The 9,292-nt window shown below is 73.1% G+C and carries 10 protein-coding genes; all 10 read left to right on the forward strand.

The window, feature by feature from the left end; genetic code table 11:
- On the forward strand, positions 1–2,479 hold a 2,479-nt coding region (locus tag ACZ6NC_RS39755), incomplete at its 5' end, for a S41 family peptidase (protein ID WP_465738769.1).
- A gap of 135 nt (positions 2,480–2,614) precedes the next feature.
- On the forward strand, positions 2,615–3,355 hold the full coding sequence (locus tag ACZ6NC_RS39760) for an RDD family protein (RefSeq protein ID WP_465738770.1): 741 nt from the start codon (positions 2,615–2,617) through the stop codon (positions 3,353–3,355).
- A gap of 82 nt (positions 3,356–3,437) precedes the next feature.
- Positions 3,438–3,791 carry a histidine triad nucleotide-binding protein gene (locus ACZ6NC_RS39765; protein WP_465738771.1) on the forward strand — a complete coding sequence of 118 codons (354 nt, stop codon included), beginning with the start codon at positions 3,438–3,440 and terminating at the stop codon, positions 3,789–3,791.
- 5 nt (positions 3,792–3,796) lie between these two features.
- Complete coding sequence (locus ACZ6NC_RS39770) at positions 3,797–4,720, forward strand: ribonuclease Z (protein ID WP_465738772.1); 924 nt, start codon at positions 3,797–3,799, stop codon at positions 4,718–4,720.
- Positions 4,721–4,918: 198 nt separating this feature from the next.
- Positions 4,919–6,055 (forward strand): PhoH family protein, encoded by a 1,137-nt coding sequence (locus ACZ6NC_RS39775; RefSeq protein WP_465738773.1) that lies wholly within the window; start codon positions 4,919–4,921, stop codon positions 6,053–6,055.
- Positions 6,056–6,069: 14 nt separating this feature from the next.
- The gene (gene ybeY, locus ACZ6NC_RS39780) at positions 6,070–6,564 is read left to right on the forward strand and encodes an rRNA maturation RNase YbeY (protein WP_396323225.1); all 495 of its coding nucleotides are present in this window, start codon (positions 6,070–6,072) and stop codon (positions 6,562–6,564) included.
- An 18-nt stretch (positions 6,565–6,582) separates the two neighbouring features.
- Positions 6,583–7,908 carry a hemolysin family protein gene (locus ACZ6NC_RS39785; RefSeq protein WP_465738774.1) on the forward strand — a complete coding sequence of 442 codons (1,326 nt, stop codon included), beginning with the start codon at positions 6,583–6,585 and terminating at the stop codon, positions 7,906–7,908.
- 44 nt (positions 7,909–7,952) lie between these two features.
- On the forward strand, positions 7,953–8,189 hold the full coding sequence (locus ACZ6NC_RS39790; RefSeq protein ID WP_465738775.1) for a hypothetical protein: 237 nt from the start codon (positions 7,953–7,955) through the stop codon (positions 8,187–8,189).
- 77 nt (positions 8,190–8,266) lie between these two features.
- Positions 8,267–8,806 (forward strand): DUF4383 domain-containing protein, encoded by a 540-nt coding sequence (locus ACZ6NC_RS39795; RefSeq protein ID WP_465738776.1) that lies wholly within the window; start codon positions 8,267–8,269, stop codon positions 8,804–8,806.
- A gap of 45 nt (positions 8,807–8,851) precedes the next feature.
- Positions 8,852–9,205 carry a cytidine deaminase gene (locus ACZ6NC_RS39800; protein WP_465738777.1) on the forward strand — a complete coding sequence of 118 codons (354 nt, stop codon included), beginning with the start codon at positions 8,852–8,854 and terminating at the stop codon, positions 9,203–9,205.
- Positions 9,206–9,292: the final 87 nt, after the last annotated feature.

Raw genomic sequence — 9,292 nt, forward strand, 5'->3', positions numbered from 1 at the left:
CCCCCCCCCCCCCCCCCCCCCCCCCCCCCCCCCCCCCCCCCCCCCCCCCCCCCCCCCCCCCCCCCCCCCCCCCCCCCCCCCCCCCCCCCCCCCGCGCCCGGTGACGGCCGCGCACTGGCTGGAGGGCGCCGCGCCCGACCGCACCGGCCGGGCCGGCGCCGTCGTGGTCCGCGGCACCGTGCACTGGCTGACCCACCGGGAGGGTCCCGCCCGGGTGCTGGACGAGACGCCCGGCGTGCGCGGCCGGCTGGCCCGGGTGGTGCCGGGCGAGGACGGCGGGCAGGGCGTGCTCTGGGTGACCGACGCCGAGGGCGACGACGCGCTGGAGTACGCGCCGGCCGTGCTGGGCGCCGAGCGCCGCCGGCTGGCCGCCGGGCAGCTCGGCCGGGTCCGCGGCCTGGTGGTCTCGCCGGACGGCAAGCAGGCGGCGGTCGGCTCGCACGACGGCCGGGTGCTGCTGGTCGCGCTCGCCGACGGTGTCGTGCACGAGCTGGCCCTCAGCACGGACGGCGAGGTCAGCGGGCTGGCGTTCAGCCCGGACTCCGCCTGGCTGGCCTGGTCGCAGCCGACGCCCGGCCTGGGCGCCTTCTCGCTGCGGCAGATCGCGCTGGCCAACCTGGCTACCCGGACGGTCGGCGAGGTCACCCCGCCGCGGTTCTTCGACAGCTCGCCGGCGTTCACCGCCGACGGCAAGCACCTGGCGTTCCTCTCGGTGCGCAACTTCGACCCGGTCTACGACTCGCACGTCTTCGACCTGTCGTTCCCCAATGGCTGCCGCCCGTACCTGGTCACGCTGGCCGCCGACACGCCGTCCCCGTTCGGGCCGCAGCGGGCCGGGCGCCCGGTCGGCGGCGAGGAGGACGAGCCGAGGGGCAAGAAGGCGGACGGCGAGGAGGGCGCCGCCGACGCGCCGGCGGCCACCCGGGTCGACCTGGACGGCATCGCCGACCGGATCATCCCGTTCCCGGTCGAGGGCGGGCGGTTCGGCACGCTGAAGGCGGCCAAGGACGGCGTGCTCTGGACGAGGGTCCCGCTGATCGGCGAACTCGGCGACGAGGCGGCCTCCCTGGAGGACGAGCGGCCGCGCCCGGCGCTGGAGCGGTTCGACTTCCGCAAGCGCCGCGCCGAGCAACTGGTCGACGGCCTGGACGGGTTCGCGGTCAGCGGCGACGGCACCCGGCTGGCCGTCCTGGACGAGGGCGAGCTGCGGATCGTCCCCGCCGACCACAAGGCGGTCGGTGAGGACGACGAGATCGACGTCGACCTCGCCCGGCTGCGGGTCACCGTCGACCCGGCGGCCGAGTGGCGGCAGATGTACGACGAGAACGGCCGCCTGATGCGCGACAACTTCTGGCGCCCGGACTTCGCCGGTGTCGACTGGGCCGGCGTGCTGGCGCGCTACCGGCCGCTGGTGGACCGGCTCGGCTCCAAGGACGACCTGGTGGACCTCCTCTGGGAGGTGCACGGCGAGCTGGGCACCTCGCACGCCTACGTCATCGCGCACGGCGTCCACACCGAGGCGGCGCGCCGGCAGGGGAAGCTCGGCGCCGACCTGGTCAAGGACGGCGGCGTCTGGCGGATCGCCCGGATCCTGCCCGGCGAGTCCTCCGACCCGCGGGCCCGCTCGCCACTGGCCGCGCCGGGCGCCGCCGTCCGCCCGGGCGACGCGATCCTCGCCGTCAACGGCCGCCCGGTCGACCCGGTCACCGGCCCGGCGCCGCTGCTGGCCGGCACCGCCGGGCAGCCGGTCGAGCTGACCGTGGCCGGCAAGGACGGTACCGACCAGCGCCACCCGGTGGTCGTCCCGCTCGCCGACGACGAGCCGCTGCGCTACCACGACTGGGTGGCCGGGCGCCGGGCCGCCGTCCGCGAGCTGTCCGGCGGCCGGCTCGGCTACCTGCACATCCCCGACATGCAGGTGGCCGGCTGGGCGCAGATCCACCGCGACCTGCGGACGGAGATGGCCAAGGAGGGTGTGATCGTCGACATCCGGGAGAACCGCGGCGGCCACACCTCGCAGCTGGTGATCGAGAAACTGGCCCGGCGGATCGTCGGCTGGGACGTCGCCCGGGACATCGCCAGCCCGGTGCCGTACCCCGGCGACGCCCCGCGCGGCCCGGTGGTGGCGCTGGCCGACGAGTACTCCGGCTCGGACGGCGACATCGTCAACGCCGCGATCCAGGCGCTGAAGATCGGCCCGGTGGTCGGGACCCGGACGTGGGGCGGGGTGATCGGCATCGACAGCCGGTACAGCCTGGTCGACGGCACCCTGGTGACCCAGCCCAAGTACGCCTTCTGGTTGGAGGGCTACGGCTGGGGCGTGGAGAACCACGGCGTCGACCCGGACGTCGAGGTGCCGATCGCGCCGCACCAGTACGCGGCGGGGGAGGATCCGCAGCTCGCCGAGGGCGTCCGGATCGCCCTGGCCGCGCTGGCCGAGAACCCGGCCAGGACGGCGCCGCCGCTGCCCTGGGCGTAGCGGCCGGAGGCCGTGCGCGGTGACGCGGGGTGGGAGGCCGGCCCGGACGGCCTCCCACGCCGGGGCTGGGTAGGATGCGGGGCTGTTCTTGATCAAGTCCGATCGTCGGCTGATCGACAGCTCACGGGGGAGCACATGGCACAGGGCCATCCGCAGCCGCAGTACGGCGGGCAACAGCCGTACGGGCAGCAGCAGTACGGGCAGCAGCCGGGCTACGGGCAAGCGCCGTACGGCCAGCCGCAGCCGTACGGCCAGCCGTCGCCGTACGGCCATCAGCAGCAGTACGGCGGGCAACAGCAGTACGGACAGCAGCCGCCGTACGGCCAGCCGCAGGCCTACGCGCCGCCGCAGGCCCACGGCCAGAACCCCTACGGCGGGCAGCCGTCCCCGCCGCAGCAGCCCTACGGCGGGCGGCCCCAGGGTCAGCACGCCCACGCCGGGCGGGTGCCCCGGCCGAAGGAGGCGAGCGGCTTCCGGCGCTACCCCGCCATCGTCATCGACTGCCTGCTCGCGGTCGTCCTTGGCTTCGTCGCGGCCAAGGCCGCCGGCGGTCCGAAGACGGTCCACGGCGGTGCCTACCTCGGCGCCCTGCTCGGTGTCGGCTTCGGGGTCTCCTACGTCAACCAGGTGCTGCTCGCCCGAATCGCCGGATTCAGCGTGGGCAAGGGGATCATGGCCCTCCGGGTGATCCGCAAGAAGGACGTCAGCCGGCCGCACACCTGGCGGCTCACCAAGCGCTGGATGATCGGCTTCGTCATCCTCGCGGTCTCGCTGCTCGCCGAGGACTTCGAGGACGAGGGAGAGGTCTTCGCGGTCCGCGTGGTCCGCTGGAAGCACCTGCGCGAGTACCAGCAGGCGACCGGGCGGCTCGGCTAGCATGCCGCCGTACGCCCCGACCGACACCGTGCGACCCGACACCGCGCGACCCGACACCGCGCCACACCGCGAGGAGACCCCGATGGCCGGCGAGCCGCAGCCCGACTGCCTGTTCTGCAAGATCGTGGCCGGCGAGATCCCGGCCACCGTGGTGCGCAAGACCGAGCGCATCCTCGCCTTCCGGGACATCGCCCCGAAGGCCCCGACCCATGTCCTGGTCATCCCGCACGTCCACTACCCGAACGCCGCCGAACTGGCCGCCGCCGAGCCGGAGATCGCCGGCGAGCTGCTGGCCGAGGCCGGCCGGGTCGCCGAGGACGAGGGCATCGCGGACTACCGGCTGATCTTCAACACCGGTGCCGGTGCGGGCCAGACCGTCTTCCACGCCCACGTCCACGTGCTCGGCGGGATCCCGATGACCGAGCGCATGGTCTGACCGGCGTGTCCCAGCGCGAACTCGTCGTCCTCGGCACCGCCAGCCAGGTACCGACCCGGCACCGCAACCACAACGGTTACCTGCTGCGCTGGGACGGCGAGGGCCTGCTGTTCGACCCCGGCGAGGGCACCCAGCGGCAGATGCTGCACGCCGGGGTCTCCGCCACCCAGATCACCCGGATCGCCGTCACGCACTTCCACGGCGACCACAGCCTGGGGCTCGCCGGGGTGATCCAGCGGATCAACCTGGACCGCGTCCCGCAGCCGGTGGACGTCTACTTCCCGGCGTCCGGCGAGGTCTACTTCGAGCGGCTGCGGTACGCCACCGTCTACCACGAGACGGCCGTGCTGCGGCCCCGCCCGATCGAGGAGCCCGGCCCGCTGCCCGTCCCCGGCGCCCGCTTCGCGCTGGACGCCGTCCGGCTCTCGCACCCGGTCGAGTCCTTCGGCTACCGGCTCACCGAGCCGGACGGCCGCCGGCTGGTGCCCGGGCGGCTCGCCGCCCTCGGCATCGCCGGGCCGGACGTCGGCCGGCTCCAGCACCGGGGCGCGATCGAGGTGGACGGCCTGCGCGTCACCCTGGACCAGGTCAGCGAGCCCCGGCTCGGCCAGAAGTTCGCCTTCGTGATGGACACCCGGCTCTGCGAGGGCGTCCACGAACTCGCCGAGGGCGCCGACCTGCTGGTCATCGAGTCGACCTTCACCGACGCCGACGTCCGGCTCGCCGAGGACCACGGCCACCTGACCGCCGGCCAGGCCGCCAAGGTCGCCGCCGAGGCCGGCGCGCAGACCCTGGTGCTGACCCACTTCTCGCAGCGCTACCCGGACCTCGGCCAGCACCTCGCCGACGCCCGCAAGCACTTCGACGGCACCATCGTGCTCGCCGAGGACCTCGCCAGGGTGCCCGTCCCGCCCCGGCGCCGGCCGTGACCGGACGGGGCGGAGCCGTGGGCAGCCCGTGAACGGCGCGGAAAAACCGCTCGCGCGGCTCCGCGATCTGCCGGAGCATCGTCGGGTGCGGCCCCGCCGCCCGCCGCAGCGATCACGCGCGCGGCGTACCCTGGTGCCCCGGAGAGACCGAGCGGCCCACGAGACACGGATGGGATGAGGCAGGCCCAGCGCCGACCTATGAGTGACACATCGCAGACCCGTACGAACGGACAGTCGCGCCCCGAACCGGCCGACGACGGCCGCACCAGCGCCCGGATCGTCATCCCCGAGAAGCACCCGATGGTCACCCTGCTCGGCACCGCGGACTCGCTGCTTCGGGTGATCGAGCGGGGCTTCCCCGCCGCCGACATCCACGTCCGCGGCAACGAGGTGACCGCCACCGGAGAGCGCGCCGAGGTCGCCCTCGTCCAGCAGCTCTTCAACGAGATGATGCTGGTGCTGCGCACCGGCCAACCCCTGACGGAGGACTCCGTGGAGCGCTCCATCGCCATGCTCCGGAGCGCCGTGGACGACCCGGACAGCCCGGCTCCGTCCCAGGTGTTCACCGCGAACATCCTGTCCAACCGGGGCCGCACCATCCGCCCCAAGACCCTCAACCAGCAGCGCTACGTCGACGCGATCGACAAGCACACGATCGTCTTCGGCCTCGGCCCGGCCGGTACCGGCAAGACCTACCTCGCGATGGCCAAGGCCGTCCAGGCCCTCCAGGCCAAGGAGGTCAACCGGATCATCCTGACCCGCCCGGCCGTCGAGGCGGGGGAGCGGCTGGGCTTCCTGCCCGGCACCCTCTACGAGAAGATCGACCCGTACCTGCGCCCGCTCTACGACGCGCTGCACGACATGATGGACCCGGACTCCATCCCGCGCCTGATGGCGGCCGGCACCATCGAGGTCGCCCCGCTCGCCTACATGCGCGGTCGCACCCTCAACGACGCCTTCATCATCCTCGACGAGGCCCAGAACACCTCGCCCGAGCAGATGAAGATGTTCCTCACCCGCCTCGGGTTCAACTCCCGGGTGGTCGTCACCGGCGACACCAGCCAGATCGACCTCCCGGGCGGCACCCGCAGCGGTCTCAAGGTCGTCCAGGAGATCCTGGCCGGCGTGCCCGACATCCACTTCTCCGTCCTCACCAGCACCGACGTGGTCCGCCACAAGCTGGTCGGCCGGATCGTGGACGCGTACGAGCGCTGGGACGCCCTCCAGGAGGCCGAGGAGGGCGCACCACGGCCCGCCCGCAAGCCCAGCCAGCGGCGCCCCGGCAAGCCGGCCGCACCGCGCGCACCCCGTCAGTCCCATCGCACCGAAAGCTGAGTAACCAGCCCGTCATGTCGATCGACATCGCCAACGAGTCCGGTTGGGACGCCGATGAGGAAGCCATCCTCGACGTCGCCCGCTACGCACTGGACAAGATGCGGATCCACCCGCAGTCCGAACTGTCCGTGATCCTGGTGGACGGTGCGGCGATGGAGGAGCTGCACATCCAGTGGATGGACCTCCCGGGCCCCACCGACGTGATGTCCTTCCCCATGGACGAGCTGCGTCCGGGCAAGGAGGGCGAGGAGCTGCCGCAGGGCCTGCTCGGCGACATCGTGCTCTGCCCCGAGGTCGCCGAGCAGCAGGGCAAGGCGGCCCCCTCCCAGCACTCGATGGACGAGGAGCTGCAGCTGCTCACCGTCCACGGTGTGCTGCACGTGCTCGGCTACGACCACGAGGAGCCGGACGAGGAGGAGGAGATGTTCGGCCTCCAGAAGGCGATCCTCGACGGCTGGCGGGCCGGCCGCGGCCTCGGCGGCATCTCGCCGGCCCCCACCACCCACTGAGCGCGGAGCCCGACCCCTGTGAGTGGTGAGAGTACGAGCTTCATCCTGGGTGCCGTGCTGCTGGTCGTCCTCGGCTGGCTGGCCGCGTGCGCCGAGGCGGGCATCTCCCGGGTCTCCCGGTTCCGTGCGGAGGAGGCGGTCCGGTCCGGGCGGCGCGGCTCGGCCCGGCTGCTGACCCTGGCCTCCGACCCGATCCGCTACCTCAACCTGGCCACCCTGATCCGGGTGGCCAGCGAGATGGCGGCGGCCGTCCTGGTCACCGTGGTCTGCGTGCGGAACCTGGAGACCACCTGGCAGGCCGTGCTGCTGGCGTTCGGCGTGATGGTGCTGGTCTCCTTCGTGGCGGTCGGCGTCTCGCCGCGCACGATCGGTCGCCAGCACCCGCTGACCACCGCCACCGCGGCCTCCTTCGTGCTGCTGCCGCTCGCCGGCGTGCTCGGCCCGATCCCGCGGCTGCTGATCCTGCTCGGCAACGCGCTGACCCCCGGCAAGGGCTACCGCGAGGGGCCGTTCGCCTCCGAGGCGGAGCTGCGCGCCCTGGTCGACCTCGCCGAGAAGAACGACGTGATCGAGGACGAGGAGCGCCGCATGGTGCACTCCGTCTTCGAGCTGGGCGACACCATCGTCCGCGAGGTGATGGTGCCGCGCACCGACCTGGTGATGATCGAGCGGCACAAGACCGTCCGTCAGGCGCTCACCCTGGCGCTGCGTTCCGGCTTCTCGCGCATCCCGGTGGTCGGCGACAACGAGGACGACGTGGTCGGCATCATCTACCTCAAGGACCTCGTCCGCCGCACCCACATCAACCGGGAGGCCGAGTCCGAGGAGGTCGGGAACGTGATGCGGCCGGCCGTCTTCGTTCCGGACTCCAAGCCGGCCGGCGACCTGCTGCGCGAGATGCAGCAGCGCCGCTCGCACGTCGCGATCGTGATCGACGAGTACGGCGGCACCGCCGGGCTGGTCACCATCGAGGACGTCCTGGAGGAGATCGTCGGGGAGATCACCGACGAGTACGACCGGGAGATCGCGCCGGTCGAGGACCTCGGCGACGGCTCGTACCGGATCACCGCCCGGCTGCTGGTCGAGGACCTCGGCGAGCTGTTCGGCATCGAGCTGGAGGACGAGGACGTCGAGACCGTCGGCGGCCTGCTCGCCAAGCACCTCGGCCGGGTGCCGATCCCCGGGTCGTCCTGCGAGATCCCGCTGCCGGAGGATGCGGCCACCGACCTGACCGCGATCCGCCTGACCGCGGAGAGCTCGGCCGGGCGCCGCAACCGGATCGGCTCGATGGTGGCCCTCCCGGTGCGCCGGGCGTCCGGGACCGCCGCGGAGACCGGCGAGTAGGCCGGCGAGTAGCGTCCGGGCCCCGGCCGATCGACCATGGGTACATGAGTCATCTACTGCGTGCGGAGTACGGCCCGCAGGGTCGGTCGGCCGGGGCGAAGTCCTGGCACGTCGTCCGGGCCGCCGAACCCGCGGCGGCCCTCTGCGGCCGCACGATGGACACCGACGCCGAGACCCGGGCGGAGGAGGAGTGGGGCACCGGGCTGCGCTGCTGCCAGCAGTGCGGCTCGCTGTACATGCACGAGGTGCCCCACATGCAGGGGAGCCACCCCTACAGCTGACCGGCCCGGACGTGCGCCGCTCCGCGGGCGGAGTAGCGTGGGTGAAGGCCGTCTGACGTCCCATGGTGGAGGTCACCATGAAGCTGCAAGACGAACTGCCCGTCGACCACAAGCTCCTCATGGTCTGGCGGATCGGAGCGGGGCTCGGCGGGGTCTTCCTGATGGTGTTCGGGATCCTCGGGCTGCTGGACCACCCGGGTTTCCTGTCCACCCACGGCGACCACATCGCCGGTCTCTCGACCAACGGGGCGCTGGCCATCCTCTCCATCGTGGTGGGCGGCATCCTGGTCATCGGGGCCGTCATCGGTGGGAACTTCGCCTCCAACCTGAACATGGTGGTCGGCGGGCTCTTCGTGCTCTCCGGCTTCTACGGCCTGGCGGTGCTCGGCCGGCCGGACGCCAACATCCTCAACTTCCGGATGTCCAACGTGATCTTCGCGTTCATCTTCGGCGTGGTGGTGACGACCTTCGGCATGTACGGCCGGGTCAGCAGCCACCTGCCGCACGACAACCCGTACTGGCGACAGCGATCGGCGGACGAGGAGCCGCTGCCGTCCGGTCCCAAGACCTTCGTCAAGGTGATGCGGCCCGGGCCGCCGAACCCGATCGGCCACTGAGCCCGACCCGACCCGCGGCCCGACCCCGGGCCTATGCTCGGCGGCATGAGTGACATCGTCGAGCTCGACCCCGAAGACAAGAAGATCATCACCCTGGCCCGCTCCGCCCGCGCCCGCAACGGCGTCCCGGAGGGGGCCGCGGTGCGTGACGAGACCGGGCGCACCTATGTGGCCGGGACGGTCGCGCTGGAGTCGCTGCGGCTCAGCGCGCTGCAGACGGCGGTGGCGATGGCGGTGGCCAGCGGCGCGAAGTCGCTGGAGGCGGCGGCCGTGGTGAGCGAGGCCGGCGAGCCGGCCGAGGCCGACCTGGCCGCGGTGCGGGACCTCGGCGGGGCCGGGACGCCGGTGCTGCTGGCCGGGCCGGACGGGGCGCTGAAGGTGGCGGCCGAGGCCTGCTGAGCGGCACGGTGTCCGGAGCGCCCGGGGTGGAAAACCCCGGCGCTCCTCCGTCTGTGATCGGCAGATAATCTCCCCGGGGGTGGGTTT

This window comes from Kitasatospora sp. NPDC041988, from assembly GCF_055588525.1.